The organism is Ignavibacteria bacterium (assembly GCA_013177855.1).
Lineage (GTDB): Bacteria > Bacteroidota > Ignavibacteria > Ch128b > Ch128b > Ch128b.
In genome coordinates this window covers 1,270,029-1,285,953 of record JABLYA010000001.1, presented here as the reverse complement: position 1 = coordinate 1,285,953, position 15,925 = coordinate 1,270,029, and the positions used below count along the sequence as shown (strand labels likewise).

Here is a 15,925-nt window from a genome sequence, read left to right as displayed (position 1 = left end):
AGGAAATAGTTTAAAAGACATTCTTGAAATTTGTGACCTAATGAACAATCGATAAATTTAGTCTCGTTTTGTTTGTCCCATTCCTTTTTATAATTCTTATCAGATGAGTTCTTTATCAGGGAAAAAATTATCTGACAAATTTCTAAAACAGAATTTCAATTGTGTTCCTTCTTTCTTCACCAATTTAAAATTGAAATTCATTTTTTGAATCGTTAAACTGAATATGAAAATCCAAATACTTATGGAGGAAAATTGTTAAACAGAGTTTTAATAATTTTAATCATTCAAACATCACTTTTTGCTGCGCCAGTTTTTAATTCGATTGTAACTAATAGAGATACTTTAGGCCGATATGAAAAATTTGAAATCTCAATTAATCTTACTGCTTCATTTTCTAACCCATACAATAAAAATGAAATTTATTTGAGGGCTGTTTTTATTTCTCCGTCTGGTCAAAATTTAATTGTTGATGGTTTTTATTATCAGGATTTTATTCGAACAGGTCCACCAGAGAATCTAAGCCCAAATGGTCAACCTTTCTGGAAAATCAGATTTACTCCGACTGAAATTGGTAACTGGACTTATCAAATTATTTGTACTGACCCGACAGGCACTACAACAACTGAAAATAGGAATTTCACATGTTTATCTTCTGATAAAAAAGGTTTCATACGAGTGGCAAATAATCGTTATTTAAAATTTGATAGTGGTGATCAATTTTTCGGAATCGGTTTGAATATGGGATGGTACGATTACCCAGAGAAAACTTATTCATATCAAAAATGGATTGACTCACTCTCAGCTAATAATGGGAATTTAATTCGTGTCTGGATGAGTGAAAATGCGTTTGCAATTGAATGGAAAAATACTGGACTTGGAAATTACACCAATCGTCTCGATAGAGCTTATCAACTTGATTGGTTGTTAAATTATGCTGAAGAAAAAAATATTGTGGTTCAGCTTTGTCTTGTTCCGCATGGACAATTTTCAATTAACGTTGATCCTGAGTGGAATAATAATCCTTACAACTCGGCAAATGGAGGACCCTGTTCAACTCCTGAAAATTTTTTCACAAATGAAGTAGCAAAAGAATTTTTCAAACGAAGATTGGATTACATAATTGCGAGATGGGGATATTCGCCGAACCTTTTTGCATGGGAAATTTTCAATGAGGTTGACCATACACACAACTACAATCAAAATAAACAGAATGTAACTCAATGGTTAATTGAAATTGCTCAGTATATAAAAAGCAAAGATATTTATGGACATTTAGTTACAACGAGCTTTGCAAATGAATTCCTTGATCCTTTAATCTGGAGCAATATATTTTTTGATATAATTCAAATTCATCATTACAATACAACGGCAGATATGCAAACAGCTCTTGTTGAACTCACCAGGTTATATCTTTCAGATTACAATAAACCAACCGCGATTGGTGAATATGATTTTCTTGAGCTTGGTTATTGGGCTTCGACGAATGATCCTTATGGAATAAACTTTCATAATTCTTTGTGGGCTTCAGTGATGTCAGGCGCATATTTGACTGCGATGAGCTGGTCATGGAATAATTATATCGCTAATAAAAATTTATTTTATCACTTTAAATCAGTCGGTGAGTTTTTGTCGAATATTAATCTCTTAAATAAAAGTTTTGCTCCAGTAAGTCCGCAGACATTTACAACTCAAAAAGCTGATTTTGTTGTAGCTCCTGCATTCCCACTGTGGGGATTAAGTCCTGCAAATAATTTTTCAGTTTCACACCTCGGTTTAGTTAATCCAAATACAATTAATTTGAGCAAGTTTCTTTACGGAACAGCATTCAATGTTGAATATCGAAATCCACCGACTTTTATTGTAAGTTACGATGAAATAGCTGAGTTCAAAGTTGTTGTTGGTAATGCAATCAGTACCTCACCCCGATTGCAAATTTGGTTAAATGGGATTAAACGATTGGATCAAATTGCAAATACAAATGTGACTTATTCAATTACAGTTCCAATTGGTGAACATCAAATTTTTGTTGATAATCAGGGAATAGATTGGATGAGAGTTGCTGAATATGTCTTTACAAATTATGCTGTTACTTTGAAGTGTTATGCACTTCAATCTGAAAGTGAAATTATTGGATGGGTGCAAAACAGAAATTATAACTGGAAATATGTGAGAGATATTGGCAGTCTTCCTCAAATTATTTCAGATGGAAAAATATTTTTTACAAATGCGGGTCAAAATTCGATCTTTAGAGTCGAATGGTTTGATACAAAAAGTTCATCAATATTTTTGGTTGATACAGCTATCTCATTATCTTCTACACTTCAGATTGATGTTCCACCTATTCAAACAGATTATGCATTCCGAATTACAAAAATCGGTACAACTGGATTTGCAAGTTTAAATGAGCAAAAATTTGATTTTGATCTGAAGCAGAATTTCCCCAATCCGTTTAATTCAAAAACTAAAATTGTATTTCGAATACCCGAAACTCAAAAAATTAATTTAAAAGTTTACAATCAGCTAGGTTCAGAGGTTAAGTCACTAATAACAGATGAAATTTATAAGTCTGGAGAACATGAAATAATTTTTAATGCTGGTGACTTACCTTCAGGAATTTATTTTTATAAAATTCAAACAGAAAAATTTTCGAAGACAAAGAAGATGATCTTGTTGAAATGATTATTGAAAAAGTTTTCAGATGGATTAATTAAAACCCCAATCGATTGACATTTTCAATACGATAAAGAAATAAATCCCCAGAAATTTTCTTTTTTATTATGGTTATTCTTGATGTCATCCCTTCGGAATTTTGTTTTTGCGGTATCTTGGATTTAATCTATAATAATTTCATCCATTCTGGATTTGGATTTTTTATGCGGTACATATTTCGTTCTACAAACAGGTCGTCGCTACGCGACTTTTATTTTGTGTTTGTTTAACACTTTTCCTACAAATAGGTCGTTGCTATGCAACTCTAATTCGGGGGTTGATCAACATTTTTTCTATAAATAGGTCATTGCCGCGCAACTTTTATTTTGGGATTGTTAAAAATTCTCTCTACAAATAGGTCATTGCGAGGCGATTTTTTTCAAAATGTGTTTAGGTAATTTTTATTTTTTATTGAGCATAAAAAAGCTTCGTAGAGGCGAACTATTTGTAGAAAAGACATAAAACGAAAAATACCAAAGCTCCATCGGAGCGGCCTATTTGAAGAATTAACCACGAAGTGGTGAAATTATTATAGAATTAAAATCGTGCTGAAAAAATTAAAACTCCGAAGGAGTGACATTATAAATTGATTATAAAATTCAAGCGTTATGAAATTTTGTCTAGTCATTTCATCATTTATAATGTCATCCCTTCAGGATTTTACGTATTGTGTGTTTTTGTCCTTCCCTATAATAATTTCATCCATTCTGGATTTAATTATTTTGTCCACTACTCATCTAAAATTAGATTACCGATTCTTTTATTTTATTATTTATTGATTCTCTGGGAGTTGAGTGTGATTTGCCTTAAACCATACTCAATGAGATAATATCAACAAAAAATTACAACCCTACAATTGATTGAGATTATCGATTAAAAACCCATAACCACGAAGTGGTGAAATTATTATAGAATGAAATTTACACAAACACAAAAATTAAAACTCCGAAGGAGTGATATTATCAAATCAATCATAAAATTCCAGCGTGTTGAAATTTTGCTTTGTTCATTTGTTATTCATAATGTCATCCCCTCGGGATTTTTATATTATGTGAGCATTTGTTTTTTTTATAATAATCTCATCCATTCTGGATTTAATTTTCAATTAACGCAAATTAAATCTATATCTTATCTTGATTGCTTTTCATCAACTTCGAAGGAGTTGAATTTGATTAGCCCCGAGTTGCACTCGGGAAATAACGTCAAAAGGAAATTCCAACCCTGTAGGGGTTGAATTTGAGGTTCAAAATTTTTTTAAAAAAGATTTTTCAATTGAATTTTAGCTGATTAAGAACAAATTATTTACACATTGAACCCCTTCAGGGTTCTTTGTTTCTTTGTTTTCATTTACCCCCAATGCGATTGGGGGCTATTCACATTAAACCCCTGCGGGGTTTTTAAATTTTTTGTTTTTTATGTGCATTTGTTTTTTTCTATAATAATATTATCCTTTCTGGAATTGATTTGTCATTACTATTTGCCTCGTAAGATAATTTTCGAACTAATTATTTTTCAGAAAATATCTTGTATTTGTGGTTTTTCAATTACTCGTGAGGAGTTGAATGTGTTTAGCTCTGTGTTGCAATCGGGATAAATATAAATGATGAGGCTAATTGTCAAAAATCAAAATATTTGAAATGATTTTATAGAGAATAATCACTCAAGCGGAACAAAAATCTTAACTTTAGTTCCAACATCAACTTTACTTTCAATCGTCAATTTGCCATTAAAAATATCGACAAGTTTATTAACAATGGTTAAACCAAGTCCCCCGCCTTGCTGTTCGTAATATTTTCTATTGTATTGATAAAACAATTCAACAATTCTTTCAATTTCTTCTTCTGGTATTCCTCGACCTTTATCTTCCACGCTCAGCTCAAAAAATGTTGGTGTTGCTTTTGCGTACACAAATACATCGACTCTGTCCTCCGGTGAAAATTTAATTGCATTACTTACAAGCTCGGTTAAAATTATGTTTAATGTGTTGTAATCAAATGGACAGGGGAGATTAACTCCTTCAAATGTGTAATTAATCTTATGATTAAACTTTTGTGATAAATCGTTAAGAATAGTTTCAAGCTCAGTTTTCCAGTTTTGATTTCTGATCGATCTTATTTCTTTGATTTTATTCTCATCAGTTTCTATAATTTCAAGTTCTGCAATCTTTAGAAAATTCATAACAAGTCGATACAGGCGATCGCTGCTTTGTTTTATGTATTTGAGAAATTCTTCCTGTTCCTCTTCTGATTTCTCATATCCTTTATCAAGAAGAAGGGAAAGAAATCCATTCATTGTGCTTAGCGGATTCTTAAATTCGTGAGGTAAAGCATATAAAATTGATTTCCGAATTTCATCAAGTCTCTCATTGAGTATACGTTTCCTCTCAACATATTTTTTAAGCTTAGCATTTATGGAAACAAGTAAATCCTCAAATTCAAATGGCTTTGTTATGTAATCTTCAGCTCCGAGCGATTTACCGAATCTGATATCTTTTTTATCTGACTTTGCAGTAAGAAAAATTAGGGGAATGTCTTTATATCTTGAATCTTGACTTAATCTCTCTGCCATTGTAAATCCATCCATCACGGGCATCATTACATCACAGACAATCAAATCGGGTTTAAATGATTTCACCTTATCCAATCCTTCAGCGCCATTTGCTGCAACATCAACAATAAAGCCCTCGTTCTCGAGTTCCATCTTTAAGAGTTCTCGGATTGGCTCTTCATCTTCAACAACTAAAATTTTAAAATTTGTCTGATCCATATTAATTAATTTTTGATTTTAGTTTTTCTTACAAGACATTTTGAATGCTTGTTATTATATCTTTCAAGGATTGTGCACCACACAGCAATGTCCCTTCTGCAGGCACCAATGCAATCAGGATCTGTAAAATCAGCAAAATCGCAACTGAAATCGCAATAAAGTGGGAGCTCTTCTAATTTGAATTTTAATTTTCTCTTATTCATCGGTGACCATATTTTAACTAAACAAATTTAATATTTTAGTAATAAAGTTAGAACACAAATGAAAACACTTGTTACCTCATCAGTAAAGATAGCTTCTGAATTTATTAAGAAAGGGGAGGTTGTTGCTTTCCCCACAGAAACAGTCTATGGACTCGGTGCAAACGTTTATGATGATGATGCGATAAAAAAAATTTTTGTTGTAAAAAGACGCCCAACCGATAATCCTTTGATTGTCCACATCTCAAATATTAATCAAATCGAATCTCTTGTAAAAAAAATAAATAACTGTGCAAAAACAATTATCGAGAATTTTTTCCCTGGACCAATTACAATCGTTTTAGAAAAAAATGACGCAATTTCGGAATTAGTAAGTGGTGGGTTAAACACCATCGCTATACGAATGCCTTCCCTTGAATTGACAAAAAAATTTATTGATGAGTGCGGAGTTCCAATTGCAGCTCCCTCTGCAAACCTATCTGGTTCTCCAAGTCCAACAAGCTGGAAACATGTTTATAATGATTTGAATGGCAAAATACCTTGCATCTTAAAAGGTCCTGATTGTGAAGTTGGAATTGAATCAACAGTCGTCGATTGCACAAAGAATAAACCAGTAGTTCTTCGACCAGGAATAATTTCAATTGAAGATTTAAAAAAAGTTTTTTCTGATGTAAAAATTTACAAGCCAAAGAATATCAGTAAGCCAAAGTCTCCTGGAATGAAATACAAGCACTATGCTCCAAAAGCAAAAGTTGTTTTGATAAACTCAGAGGAAGATTTAGAGAAAATTGAGTTTGATAAAGATAAAGCAGCTTTTATTGGTTTATTAAAGATAAAAGGACTGAAAAAAATTAAAAGGGTCAATGATTTGCGGGACTATGCAAGAAATATATTTAAGTTTTTCCGTCAATGTGATGAAGAGAATATCGAGGTGATTTTCTGTCAGAGTGTTCCGGAAATCGGACTAGGACTTGCGATAATGAATCGCTTGACTAAAGCAGCTCATTCGTAAATTCATTCATCAGGGAGATGAGTTATGACATTCGAAGATTACAAAAAAAATTTTATTGAAAAGCTAAATCTCTGGGAAAAACAAACTCTTAATCCTTTCCTTCAAAAAAATCCAGAACAAAAAGAAAAATTCGTTACAACATCTAATAAAGAGATTAAAAGACTTTACACTCCGCTCGATTTTGATTTAGAGAATTATGACGATAAGCTGGGTTATCCCGGAGAATATCCTTTCACTCGAGGAATTCAACCAACAATGTATCGTGGAAAATTCTGGACGATGCGTCAATATGCTGGATTTGGAACAGCAAAAGAATCTAACGAACGATATAAATTTTTGTTAAGTCAGGGGACAACAGGACTTTCAGTTGCTTTTGATCTTCCAACTCAAATTGGTTACGATAGCGATGATCAACACTCTGAAGGTGAAGTTGGTCGCGTTGGCGTTGCAATTGATACACTTGCAGATATGGAAATTCTTTTCGATGGAATTCCTCTAGATCAAGTCTCAACATCAATGACCATAAATGCGCCAGCTTCAATATTGCTTGCGATGTATATTGTTACTGCTGAGAAAAATGGAGTTTCAAGAGATAAACTTTCTGGTACAGTTCAGAATGATATTTTGAAAGAATACATTGCACGAGGCACTTATATTTTTCCACCAAAACCTTCGATGAGACTTGTGACTAATTTATTTGAATTCTGCTCAAGAGAAGTTCCAAAGTGGAATACGATCTCAATTTCAGGTTATCATATTCGTGAGGCAGGTTCAACGGCAGCACAGGAGATCGGATTTACATTTGCAAATGCAATTGCTTACGTCCAGGCTGCAATAGATGCAGGACTTGATGTTGATTCATTTGCAAATCGAATTTCATTCTTTTTTAATTCACACAATGATTTGTTTGAAGAAGTTGCAAAATTCAGGGCAGCCCGACGATTGTGGGCAAAAATTATGAAAGAGCGTTTCAAAGCAAAAGACAAACGCTCAATGATGTTAAGATTTCATACTCAAACTGCGGGCTCGTCTTTGACCGCACAACAGCCGGATAACAATATCATTCGAACCACAATTCAAGCTCTTGCTGCTGTGCTTGGTGGAACCCAAAGCCTTCACACAAACGCAAAAGATGAAGCACTTGCTTTGCCGACTGAAAATTCAGCTCAGGTTGCATTAAGAACTCAACAAATTATTGCTTATGAGTCGGGAGTAGTAAATACAATTGATCCGCTTGCAGGTTCGTTCTTTGTTGAGGCTTTAACTGATGAAATTGAAAAAGAAGCTGAAGAATACATTAAGAAAATAGATGAACTCGGTGGTTCGCCCGCAGCCATTGAGATTGGTTATATTCAAAAAGAAATTCAAAAATCTGCTTACCAGTATCAGAAAGATATTGAAGAAGGCAGGAGAATTATTGTTGGAGTAAATAAGTTTGTTGTAGAAGAAAATGAGACACACGAAATTTTAAGAATCAATCCAGAAATTGAAAAGAATCAAATTGAGTTTCTAAAGAAAATAAAAGCAGAGAGAGATAATTCACTTGTAAATGAGAAACTCAAGTTGCTCAAGGAAGCAGCTCAGGGTGATTCTAATCTGATGCCTTTCATAATTGATGCTGTTAGAGTTTATGCATCGATCGGAGAGATTTGCAATACTTTGAGAGAAGTTTTTGGTGAGTATATGGAAAGTAATTAGTTGTTTCTTGTAATGATGAGTTTTGAAGAAATATTGTTCTTAGTTTATAGATATATCTTCATAGAATGATATGAAAGGCAAATTAAAATCAAGTAATTACTTTTTCTTGTTTACCCACTTTTTTAGATGATTAAAAATGTTTTTCAGATTTCAAGAATCAGTGCAAAAACCAAATTACTTAGCGTTTGATATTTGAGCCAGAATGATGTTAATGTATCAGACTAACTAAAATCATTTTCAGTAAAAACATTAAATCAACATTCCACCCATAAAATTTGTGCAATTATATATGGCATAGAATCGATTGAACTTTTTTGAAGTTTCTAAATTAATAGACTTGTTTCATCAAACCTAACTGCTTTAGTGATTCAGATCTTGCCAGAGTTTGATGAAATATTAATCGCAACTAAGTAGAATTGAGGCAATATCACTCTTACATCGATTTCGAATTTTTAAAATCTATAATTTGTTTACTCAGAAAATTTGGAGATAAATTATGGCAAACAAAAGAAATGTTATTCGAACAGAAAATGAGTGGAAGCAAATTCTCTCTCCTGAAGAATATTACGTTCTCAGGCAAAAAGGAACTGAACCACCATTTACAGGAAAATATTATCACAACTTCGAAGATGGAATTTATTTGTGTGCAGCTTGCGGTAATGAATTATTTTCATCCAGAGCTAAGTATGACTCTGGTTCGGGCTGGCCAAGTTTCTTCGAACCAATTTCTTATGACAATATCGAAACTAATATCGACTATTCTTTTGGAATGAGACGAATTGAAATTAAATGTGCATCCTGTGGCTCTCATCTTGGCCATGTGTTTGATGATGGACCAGAGCCAACTGGGAAAAGGTATTGCATCAACTCAATTTCACTGAAGTTTATTAAAAATGATTAATTTGATGTAAGCTTTAAGCTCAATTATTTTTGTAAAAATTTTATTTAAAAAAGATAAAGCTGGCAACAAAATCTAAGAAACAAAAATGAATATTTATCCGACTTCAATTAAGCAGATTTCACCAGAAGCGCTCGAAATAAAATGGTCAGATGGACACATTAGTAAATATGAATTAAAACATCTGAGACTCGAGTGCCCCTGTGCAACTTGCAATGGCGAAACAATTCTCTGGAAACATTATGGTCCCACTAAACAAATTATGATTCCTACACTCGAACAAATTACACTTACAGGAATTCAGGTTGTGGGAAATTATGCAATTCAACTTTCCTGGAAAGATGGTCACAATACAGGAATTTATACCTGGGAATATCTCAGAAAACTCTGTCAATGTGAAGAATGTAAATTAAAAAACGAGGTAAAAGATGAGTGAATTTCATCTCTATGAAATAAATCTTAAATGGACAGAACAGAAAAAAGGACTTTTATCTGCATCTGGTTTACCAGATATTGAAGTTGCAACCCCGCCTCAATTTTTTGGAGGACACGAAGGTATCTGGTCACCTGAACATTTGTTTGTTTCATCTGTTGCAGTCTGTATAATGACTACTTTTCTTGCAATCGCCGAGCTATCAAAACTTGAATTTGTCTCTTATGAAAGTCGTGCAACTGGCAAACTGGAAAAAGTAGATAATAAGTATATGATTACAGAAGTAACAGTTGAGCCAATTATTAAAATTAAATATGAAAAAGATCTTGAGCGCGCAGAAAGAATAATTCATAAAGCAGAAGCGAATTGTTTGATTTCGAATTCGATCAAGTCAAAAGTTGTTCTTAACCCTAAAATACAACTATAAAATTTCGAATTGATGAAAATGTATGAGTCTCGATATACCAGGCCGATCTCGGTAAAAAAATTTTATCAACGGGTTTTTAATCACTTTGTATTTTCTCTGTTATTGATGACTGTATCTCTTTTAATTGGAATGATGGGTTACCATTTTTTTGAAAGTTTAAACTGGATTGATGCTTTTATCAATGCGGCAATGATACTCGGTGGAATGGGACCTGTAGAAATTCCACAAACAAATGGTGGTAAAATTTTCGCTGGATTTTATGCTTTATACTCAGGGATTATTTTTCTTGTAGCGATTGGAGTTATTTTTGCACCAGTCTTTCATAGAATGTTTCATTTGTTTCACTGGAAAGAAAATAATAAAAACTAATTTACAGGAGGAAGCTTATGCCTGTCTTTGAATATAGATGTAACGATTGCAACACAAAATTTGAAATACTTCATCTTACAAAAGAAAAAGTAGAAGATGTCATTTGTCCGAAATGTAATTCTAAAAATTATGTAAAACTTCTTTCTCGAATTGCAAAACCAGTATCAGAAGATTCAGATTTTGATTCGTCAGATTTTGGTTCAAATGACAGCGATGATTATTCAGGTTCGAGTTGTTGTTCAGGCGGAATGTGTGGATGTAATTAATATGAAAAGTCTCCTCAAGCTGAGGAGACTCTTACCAAACTAAAAATTATTTGATATAAACCAATTTTTTGATTTCGCTACTTCCATTTGCCTCAAGCCTATAAAAGTAAGTCCCCGAAACTAAGTTAAACTTGCTCGCATCGAATTCAATTTCATAAAATCCTTCTTTTTGAAAATCATTTACGAGAGTTGTTAATTCTTCACCAAATAAATTAAATAAACTTAGTTTAACCATCCCATCTTTGGCTAACTGATATGAAATTTTTGTCGAGGGATTGAAAGGATTAGGATAATTTTGATACAATTCAAAACCTTTGATATATAAATTTTCATTTTCAACTGATGTTGAGCCAACATTGATTATGAAGTCTTGCGCAAAATTCCATTGATCGCCGCTGGATGAACCGTTAAAATTAACTGAATTACCATTAGCGTAAAGAACAACTTGCCCACTTGCAGCAGGTGCGGTAAATTCAAAATCAAAAGTTACAACTCCCCCGGTTGGAGCTTTTGGTGAAGTATGAGTTAATTCATCTCCAATTTTCTGTAACCCGCTTCCCTGGACAATTGAAAGTTCTCCGCTGCTTGAAGCTATATTTGTTCCAGCTCTTACAAGCGGTCCACCACTTATTGAAACTCGATAAGTTCCTTTTGCATTAGGTGCAAGTGAGTTTGGACCAGAGATTGTTACATTAACAGAAGCTGTGGGAGAATTTCCATGACAATTACAACCCTGACCATTTTTGCGAGTTTTGTTTGTTACCCCTGTTGAGTACCCATAAAACAAAAAAGATGTGAGTACAACGAGACTGATGAAAAGATTGGATAGGAAAAATTTGTTTTTAAGAAATCGTGTCATAAAACCTCCTGATTTTTTTCAACAACAAGAGTGATATGTAAAAAGTTCAGCAATTTGAAAATTTGAAATGATAAAGTAAGTATCTTGAAAAAACAGAGAGGCTTGTTATTTAAGATTTATAATCTTTTATGCAAGTTTTTATAAGGAATTTAATTTTAAGAGAAATTCATCTTAAAGTTTTCATTCTAAGTTTTATAAATTAAAAAGCCTGTCAATCCCGACAGGCTTTTTAAATCTCAAGAAAGAGTAGATTGAAAAAGGAATTAGGATTTCATTCGTTCACCAAGTTCTTCGTAAATAAAGAGCCATCCAACAATTTTACCGATGTCAATTTCTTCGTAGTTGTTCCAGAATTCTCGATTACGGACAAATCTTGAACTTGTATCATCCTCAGGAATTTTTTCAGTTTCTTCGATGATCTTTTTGAATCGTTTGATCCATAATTCAAAATTCTTTTCTCTTAAATCAACCCAGCCATCGTGTGCCCAGAGATCGATATTTTCTGGTGTAATCTGTAATTCATTTTCACCTCGATATGGTGGAATTTTAATTTCTGGTCCGCGAAGTAGTCTTTTACCATCTCTCATTAAAATCGGGATTCCAATGGATATGATTTGTGATCTCAATACACGATTACTTTTTATTAATTCTTCAGCTTTTAGTGAAATATCTTTTGCATTTTGATTAATTACATTGAGCATTGAACCATATAAAATTTTTAATATTTGAGCTTCATAAAGGAGTTTTGAAAGTCTTGGTGGTCCGAGCATCTCAAAAGCAACTGAATCGGCTCCGTATTGCTCCTCAAGTTTTTTCATTTTCTTTATTGCAAAGTTTTGCATAAAACCTGCACGGTAAGTTGGCTCAAGTGTTGCGTGGTCAAGTGCGTTTATTATATCGTGACCTGTATTACCACCTTTCAGCTCAAAGACAACCGTTTCAGCAATTTCCTCTGGAGTTACATATTCCATTTGGCCGAGTGTGGTTATTGTATCAAACTCACCTCGGGAAAAAATTCCATTTTCACCTGTATCAATAAAGACTGCTTTTAGTGTTTCACCAGTTTTTTCAACTGGAATTTCATCTTTTATTTTGAAAATTTCACTGAGTTCAATTGCCAATTCAGGATTATGATCTAAAAGCTCGACTGGTTTCCCACCTTTTTTGATTTCACCAAAACCAATTTTTTTCCAGGCAATAACGGCTGTAGGTTTTATTTCTTTGGTGATTGGTGCATTGGGAGTTCGAGCAAGTAAAAACAAAAGTAATGTATGAGCACCCGCGACTGATGATTTGCTCAATAAAACTCTTGAAGGTCTTTCTTCGCTGTGAGTATATGGAATGTTTAAACCCATTCCGCCAGTTCCGCTTGTACCAATTTTAAGGTAAATCTGAGTTTTTGCTTCTTCCATACTTTTGTATAAAACTTGGACATGTCTAATTAACTGGGGAATGTAAAGAGTTGCAAGCAGCCGCTCAGCTTGTTCAATTATGTTATCGACTTTACCGGTCTTAATTGCTTTTTTTACATCTCTTCCAACGCTGTAAATATTCTGATAGGCAATTCCAGTGGCAGTGTTAATACAATCTATAATTACTGAAGGTTTATAAGTTGTGATTAATTGGTAAAGACTTTGAGCTTTAAGAATTTCATCATCAAGTTCTTCGATTATATCGTCAATTAAAATTTTTCTGATTTCTGGATTTTTAAGTAATTCAAGTTTGTTCTGGTCTTTCCATTCTTGTCTTAAAAAAATATTTCCCCACCAGGGAATAATGTTTTCATTTGGATAATCAGGAAATTCTTTGCTTAAATTTTCAACGGCTTCTCGGGCTTCCCATTCATTCAGCGATGCAAGAATAATTTTGGAAGGATTCTCGACAATGATTCGTCGGGCAACAGCATAACCTACTAATCCCCAACCTCCGAGGATTAGTATTGATTTGCCTTTGATATCCATAATGCAGCCTCTTATATATGTTAATTAATTTTTTATTTATAACTTTGCAATACAAAATTAAGCAAAAATTTAATGGTCATTGCTCTAACAAATAGGTCTTAATATGAAGGTAAGCGAATACTTAAATGAAGAAAATGTATTGTTAGATGTAGAAGCAAAAGATAAATATGAATTAATAGATAAATTAATTGATGTGGCAGCAAAATCCGGGAAAATTCTGGATAAAGAAAAAGTCCGAGAAGCCGTTTACGAGCGGGAAAAGATTTTATCGACAGGAGTTGGTAAAGGGTTTGCTGTTCCACATGGAAAAACAGACGCCGTTAATGATATTGTCCTTGCATTTGCAATCACAAAAGAACCACTCGATTACCAGGCTCTGGATAATCAACCAGTTAGACTTGTAATGTTAATGGTTGGAAAAGACAGTCTTGTGAGTTCTCACATTAAGCTTTTGAGCAGAATTTCAAGATTAATGAATAACGATGAGTTTCGAGAAAATCTTCTTAATGCAAAAACAAAAGAAGAAGTTTTAGAAATCTTCCGAAAAGAAGAATCAAATTATTTTGATGTCTAATCGAATTCACAAATAAATTTTAGTGGGTAAAATTGTTTAAATCAATCCGCGGTACAAAAGATATTTTTCTGCCGGAGATTTTTCGATGGCAGAGACTCGAAAGAGTTACACATCAATTGATGAAAAATTACAACTTCACAGAGATCCGCACTCCAATCTTTGAAGAAACTGGTCTCTTTGCTCGAAGCATTGGAAGTGAGACTGATATTGTTGGTAAAGAGATGTACACATTTAAAGATAAAAGCAATGTCAGTCTAACTCTTAAACCCGAGATGACAGCAGCTGTGGTTCGCGCATTTGTTCAACATAATCTGGGTGAACTTAGGCCAGTTAATAAATTTTATTACATCTCACCAATGTTTCGACAGGAAAGGCCGCAATCAGGAAGATTGAGACAGTTTCATCAAATCGGAGCGGAAATTTTCGGCGTGAAAAATTATACCGCCGATGGTGAACTAATAGTTTTAGCCATTGATTTGCTTTCAAAGCTAAATGTTCAAAATCTTGAGCTTCAGCTAAATAGTGTCGGATGTCAAAACTGCCGTCCAAATTTTATTAAGAAACTTGTAGAATACTTCGAACCATTAAAGGATAAACTTTCAGAAGACAGCCAGATACGATTAAAAAAGAATCCTTTACGAATACTTGATTCAAAAGATGAAAGAGATATTGAATTAAAGAAGAGCGCTCCTTCAATATTAGATAATCTATGTGACGAGTGTAAATCGCATTACGAAGGTTTGAAAGAATTCCTTATCCAGAATCAGATTAAGTTCGTTGAAAATCCTTATTTAGTTCGGGGACTTGATTATTACACAAAAACAGCGTTTGAAATTACATCAAGCGATCTCGGTGCTCAAAATGCAATTTGCGGTGGTGGAAGATATGATTTACTTGTTGAACAACTTGGAGGTAAACCAACTCCAGGAGTTGGCTGGGCTTGTGGAATCGAAAGAATTTTACTTGCTTCAGAAAAATATGAACAACCAATTAAGTACGAACTGGATGCTTTCGTTGTAATTCAAAAACCTGAATTTAAGGTGAAAGCATTTCAAATTCTATCTGAACTTAGAAAAAATGATTTTAGCTGTGAAACTGATATGCTCGATCGAAGCATGAAAGCTCAGTTGCGAGAAGCTAATCGATCTAATGCAAAATTTGCTTTAATTCTTGGTGAAGAAGAACTTGCAAATGAAAAAATTGTTGTCAAAAATTTATCGACTGGAGATCAGGAAATAATTTTTTTGAATGACCTGTGTGATTATCTTAGAAATAAATTGAATAACAAATAAAGATGGCAAAACAGAAATATTATGTTCCTGAAAAGGAACAGCCTCATTTTAATAAAGAAAAAGGCTGGATTGAAAAAATAGAATTTCAAATTAAACCATCTTTTGAAATCTCAAAAAATAATTCAAAACCTGTTTTTATTATTGATGTTTTTAGTTTTCGTGAATTTGCATTTTTTAGTTATACCATAGATTATGAAGTTGTGAAAAAGAAAACTGAATTCTTCATAACATTAAAAGGTTTGAATACAGAAAATCAATCATTCCCTGGTCTGGGTAAAGCACGAGCAAGAATTGAATTTGGAGATTTAGCAGGTGATTATGTTTTTCATTTCAGAAGAGCAAGCGGAGAAGAAAATGTTTTCCATTTTACTATTGATCCATTTAAAGGAATAATTCAATTAAAAAAAGAATTCCCTGATAAAAAAACGAACAGAAAATTTGTTCAATTTTTAGGATGAACT

At 33.2% G+C, this 15,925-nt stretch carries 15 protein-coding genes; 11 read left to right on the top strand and 4 right to left on the bottom strand.

Going from position 1 to position 15,925, the window contains the following annotated elements:
• Positions 1-252 precede the first annotated feature (252 nt).
• Positions 253-2,679, top strand: coding sequence for a DUF5060 domain-containing protein (locus HPY57_05425; protein NPV11217.1), 2,427 nt, complete (start codon positions 253-255; stop codon positions 2,677-2,679).
• A 1,686-nt stretch (positions 2,680-4,365) separates the two neighbouring features.
• Here the strand turns inward: HPY57_05425 and HPY57_05420 are convergent.
• Together HPY57_05420 and HPY57_05415 are read right to left on the bottom strand one after the other, a co-directional pair.
• Positions 4,366-5,475 carry a response regulator gene (locus tag HPY57_05420; GenBank protein ID NPV11216.1) on the bottom strand — a complete coding sequence of 370 codons (1,110 nt, stop codon included), beginning with the start codon at positions 5,473-5,475 and terminating at the stop codon, positions 4,366-4,368.
• A gap of 5 nt (positions 5,476-5,480) precedes the next feature.
• Positions 5,481-5,678, bottom strand: coding sequence for a hypothetical protein (locus HPY57_05415; protein ID NPV11215.1), 198 nt, complete (start codon positions 5,676-5,678; stop codon positions 5,481-5,483).
• Positions 5,679-5,736: 58 nt separating this feature from the next.
• Here HPY57_05415 and HPY57_05410 point away from each other — a divergent pair, with 58 nt between their 5' ends.
• From HPY57_05410 to HPY57_05380, 7 genes are all read left to right on the top strand, one after another.
• The gene (locus tag HPY57_05410) at positions 5,737-6,687 is read left to right on the top strand and encodes a threonylcarbamoyl-AMP synthase (protein ID NPV11214.1); all 951 of its coding nucleotides are present in this window, start codon (positions 5,737-5,739) and stop codon (positions 6,685-6,687) included.
• Positions 6,688-6,711: 24 nt separating this feature from the next.
• Entirely contained in the window at positions 6,712-8,385 is a 1,674-nt protein-coding gene (locus HPY57_05405; protein NPV11213.1) for a methylmalonyl-CoA mutase family protein, read from the top strand.
• A gap of 496 nt (positions 8,386-8,881) precedes the next feature.
• Positions 8,882-9,286, top strand: coding sequence for a peptide-methionine (R)-S-oxide reductase MsrB (msrB, locus tag HPY57_05400; GenBank protein ID NPV11212.1), 405 nt, complete (start codon positions 8,882-8,884; stop codon positions 9,284-9,286).
• A gap of 85 nt (positions 9,287-9,371) precedes the next feature.
• Positions 9,372-9,719: a DUF971 domain-containing protein gene (locus tag HPY57_05395; GenBank protein NPV11211.1), complete on the top strand. Its 348-nt coding sequence runs from the start codon at positions 9,372-9,374 to the stop codon at positions 9,717-9,719.
• Positions 9,712-10,143, top strand: a complete 432-nt coding sequence (locus HPY57_05390) for an OsmC family peroxiredoxin (protein NPV11210.1) — start codon at positions 9,712-9,714, stop codon at positions 10,141-10,143. Before HPY57_05395 ends, HPY57_05390 begins: the two co-directional genes overlap by 8 nt.
• Positions 10,144-10,161: 18 nt before the next feature.
• Entirely contained in the window at positions 10,162-10,512 is a 351-nt protein-coding gene (locus HPY57_05385; GenBank protein ID NPV11209.1) for a hypothetical protein, read from the top strand.
• A 17-nt stretch (positions 10,513-10,529) separates the two neighbouring features.
• On the top strand, positions 10,530-10,778 hold the full coding sequence (locus tag HPY57_05380; protein NPV11208.1) for a zinc ribbon domain-containing protein: 249 nt from the start codon (positions 10,530-10,532) through the stop codon (positions 10,776-10,778).
• A 46-nt stretch (positions 10,779-10,824) separates the two neighbouring features.
• Here HPY57_05380 and HPY57_05375 read toward each other — a convergent pair whose 3' ends face one another.
• The gene (locus HPY57_05375; GenBank protein NPV11207.1) at positions 10,825-11,637 is read right to left on the bottom strand and encodes a T9SS type A sorting domain-containing protein; all 813 of its coding nucleotides are present in this window, start codon (positions 11,635-11,637) and stop codon (positions 10,825-10,827) included.
• A 263-nt stretch (positions 11,638-11,900) separates the two neighbouring features.
• Complete coding sequence (locus tag HPY57_05370) at positions 11,901-13,598, bottom strand: short-chain dehydrogenase (protein ID NPV11206.1); 1,698 nt, start codon at positions 13,596-13,598, stop codon at positions 11,901-11,903.
• Positions 13,599-13,701: 103 nt separating this feature from the next.
• Here HPY57_05370 and HPY57_05365 point away from each other — a divergent pair, with 103 nt between their 5' ends.
• From HPY57_05365 to HPY57_05355, 3 genes are read left to right on the top strand one after another with little or no spacing between them, the layout of a single operon-like run.
• On the top strand, positions 13,702-14,172 hold the full coding sequence (locus HPY57_05365) for a PTS sugar transporter subunit IIA (protein NPV11205.1): 471 nt from the start codon (positions 13,702-13,704) through the stop codon (positions 14,170-14,172).
• 32 nt (positions 14,173-14,204) lie between these two features.
• A complete protein-coding gene (locus HPY57_05360) occupies positions 14,205-15,464 on the top strand; it encodes a histidine--tRNA ligase (protein ID NPV11204.1) in 1,260 nt (419 codons plus the stop codon).
• A 2-nt stretch (positions 15,465-15,466) separates the two neighbouring features.
• Positions 15,467-15,922 (top strand): hypothetical protein, encoded by a 456-nt coding sequence (locus tag HPY57_05355; protein NPV11203.1) that lies wholly within the window; start codon positions 15,467-15,469, stop codon positions 15,920-15,922.
• The last annotated feature ends 3 nt before the right edge of the window (positions 15,923-15,925 follow it).

What these genes read in the sequence shown, in the direction of transcription:
- msrB (NPV11212.1), top strand. Translation starts at nt 8,882, where the DNA reads ATGGCAAACAAAAGAAATGTTATTCGAACAGAAAATGAGTGGAAGCAA.
- HPY57_05375 (NPV11207.1), bottom strand. Translation starts at nt 11,637, where the DNA reads ATGACACGATTTCTTAAAAACAAATTTTTCCTATCCAATCTTTTCATC.
- HPY57_05395 (NPV11211.1), top strand. Translation starts at nt 9,372, where the DNA reads ATGAATATTTATCCGACTTCAATTAAGCAGATTTCACCAGAAGCGCTC.
- HPY57_05415 (NPV11215.1), bottom strand. Translation starts at nt 5,678, where the DNA reads ATGAATAAGAGAAAATTAAAATTCAAATTAGAAGAGCTCCCACTTTAT.
- HPY57_05355 (NPV11203.1), top strand. Translation starts at nt 15,467, where the DNA reads ATGGCAAAACAGAAATATTATGTTCCTGAAAAGGAACAGCCTCATTTT.
- HPY57_05420 (NPV11216.1), bottom strand. Translation starts at nt 5,475, where the DNA reads ATGGATCAGACAAATTTTAAAATTTTAGTTGTTGAAGATGAAGAGCCA.
- HPY57_05385 (NPV11209.1), top strand. Translation starts at nt 10,162, where the DNA reads ATGTATGAGTCTCGATATACCAGGCCGATCTCGGTAAAAAAATTTTAT.
- HPY57_05370 (NPV11206.1), bottom strand. Translation starts at nt 13,598, where the DNA reads ATGGATATCAAAGGCAAATCAATACTAATCCTCGGAGGTTGGGGATTA.
- HPY57_05410 (NPV11214.1), top strand. Translation starts at nt 5,737, where the DNA reads ATGAAAACACTTGTTACCTCATCAGTAAAGATAGCTTCTGAATTTATT.
- HPY57_05380 (NPV11208.1), top strand. Translation starts at nt 10,530, where the DNA reads ATGCCTGTCTTTGAATATAGATGTAACGATTGCAACACAAAATTTGAA.
- HPY57_05405 (NPV11213.1), top strand. Translation starts at nt 6,712, where the DNA reads ATGACATTCGAAGATTACAAAAAAAATTTTATTGAAAAGCTAAATCTC.
- HPY57_05390 (NPV11210.1), top strand. Translation starts at nt 9,712, where the DNA reads ATGAGTGAATTTCATCTCTATGAAATAAATCTTAAATGGACAGAACAG.
- HPY57_05365 (NPV11205.1), top strand. Translation starts at nt 13,702, where the DNA reads ATGAAGGTAAGCGAATACTTAAATGAAGAAAATGTATTGTTAGATGTA.